General features: G+C 57.7%; 1 protein-coding gene. It reads right to left on the bottom strand.

Going from position 1 to position 2,363, the window contains the following annotated elements:
- Positions 1–79: 79 nt before the first annotated feature.
- Positions 80–2,338 (bottom strand): NADP-dependent malic enzyme, encoded by a 2,259-nt coding sequence (locus tag KJB29_RS18995; protein WP_215735880.1) that lies wholly within the window; start codon positions 2,336–2,338, stop codon positions 80–82.
- Positions 2,339–2,363 lie beyond the last annotated feature (25 nt).

Here is a 2,363-nt window from a genome sequence, read left to right on the forward strand (position 1 = left end):
ATCAAAGTATCCAGACGGAAGGCAAGAGAAAGGGGGCTCATGGCCCCCTTCGTTGTTCTGCATTTCTTATGTGAAGTTATTACGAATTCTGGGCATCCACCACTGCAAGCGCCGCCATGTTCACGATGTCGCTCACATCGTCACCCCGCTGGAGGACGTGAACCGGTTTCTGCATTCCCATAAGAATCGGACCGATCGCTTCAGCCCCGCCTAGATGGTGGAGGAGTTTGTAGCAGATGTTTCCGGAGTTGAGGTCGGGGAAGATGAGGACGTTGGCGGCCTCCTTGAGGGATGCAAAGGAGAAGCTCTTCTGGATCATTTCCGTGACGACTGCCGTGTCCGACTGCATTTCACCGTCGACGATGAGGTCCGGGGCCTTTTGTTTGACGATCTCGACGGCACGCCTGACCTTCTGGGCCTGGGGATGGTTGACGGAGCCGAAGTTGGAGAAGGAGAGCATGGCGATTGTCGGCTCGATGTCGAGCATGCGGACTTTTTCCGCCGCAAGGATGGCGGTTTCCGCCAGTTCTTCCGGAGTCGGCTCGATGCAGACCGTGGTATCGGCCATGAAATAAATACCCTTCTTGAAGACCATCATGTAGAGACCGTGCACGCTGGACAGGCCCGGCTGTCTGCCGATGACCTCAAGGGCCGGACGGATGGTCTCGGGGTAATGGGTGTCGATGCCGGAGAGGAGGCAGTCCGCATCCCCCATGTGTACCATCATACAGCCGAAATGGGTGCGGGATTTGCGGGTCATGATCCGGCGTGCTTCAGTGAGGGTCAGTCCCTTGCGCTGCCGCAGGCTGAAGAGTTCCTGGGCATATTCTTCGGAACGCTCAAAGGTGGCCGGGTCAATGATCTGGACGCTGCCGTTGAAGTCGAGTCCCAGTTCCGCCATCTTTTCCCGGATCTTGTCCTGGTTGCCGATGAGGATCGGTTTGGCAATCTCTTCTTCAATGAGGATCTGAGTCGCCCTGAGGATTTTTTCGTTATCTCCCTCGGGGAAGACGAGCTTCCTGGGATCGGCTTTGGCCTTGTTAATGATCATCCGCAGGGCTTCCTTTGCTTTACCCTGCAACGACTCAAGATGCTCAACGTACTTCTCCATATCCTCGATGGGCTGGCGGGCCACCCCCGATTCCATGGCCGCTTTGGCAACTGCCGGTGCCACCCGCAGGAGGGCACGGGGGTCAAAGGGTTTCGGAATGATGTAGTCGCGGCCAAAGGAAAACTTCACGTTGCCGTAAGCGCGGCAGACCGAGTCGGGGCATTCCTCACGGGCAAGCTCGGCAAGGGCGAAAACAGCAGCCTTCTTCATCTCCTCGTTAATGGTAGTGGCCCGGACATCGAGGGCTCCCCGGAAGATGAAGGGGAAGCCGAGGACGTTGTTCACCTGGTTCGGATAATCGGAACGGCCGGTGGCGATGAGGACATCGCCCCGCACGGCATGGGCCTCTTCCGGCGAAATTTCCGGGTCCGGGTTTGCCATGGCGAAGATAATGGGATTCTTGGCCAGCTTGCGCACAATCTCCGGCGTGAATGCCCCCTTGGAGGAGAGGCCGTAGAGGACGTCGGCCCCTGTCGCGGCCTCTTCCAGGGTGCGCAGGGTAGTGTCCACGGCGAAGCGTTCCTTATACTTGTTCATCCCCTCGGTGCGTCCCTTGTAGATGACACCCTTGGTATCGCACATGATGAGGTTTTCTTTCTTAACCCCCAACGAGATGGCGAGGTTGGCGCAGGCGATGGCCGATGCCCCGGCGCCGTTCACCACGATGCGAATATCCTCGATCTTCTTGCCGATGATCTCCAGCGCATTGGTGAGGGCGGCGGCGGAGATGATGGCGGTGCCGTGCTGGTCGTCGTGGAAGACCGGGATGTTCATGGTCTTCTTGAGCTCTTCCTCGATGTAGAAGCACTCGGGGGCCTTGATATCCTCCAGGTTGATGCCGCCGAACGTGGGCTCGAGGAGTTGGCAGGCTTTGATCACCTCATCGGGGTTCTCGGTGTTCAGTTCGATGTCAAAGACGTCGATGTCGGCAAAGCGCTTAAAGAGGACCCCTTTCCCTTCCATGACCGGTTTGCCGGCAAGGGCGCCGATGTTCCCGAGCCCCAGGACCGCGGTGCCGTTGGAGACTACGGCGACCAGGTTTCCTTTCGCAGTGTACTTATAAGCATCTTCAGGGTTTTTCTCGATTTCCAGGCACGGTTCGGCAACGCCCGGGGAGTAGGCAAGAGAGAGGTCCCGCTGGGTAAGGCAAGGCTTCGAGGCGACGACTTCTATCTTTCCTTTGCGTCCGCTCGAATGGTATTCCAGGGCATCCTGTTTTTTGCTCATGTGGATACTTGCTCCTTTCTTGGTG

The organism is Geobacter grbiciae (genome assembly GCF_018531165.1).
Lineage (GTDB): Bacteria > Desulfobacterota > Desulfuromonadia > Geobacterales > Geobacteraceae > Geobacter > Geobacter metallireducens.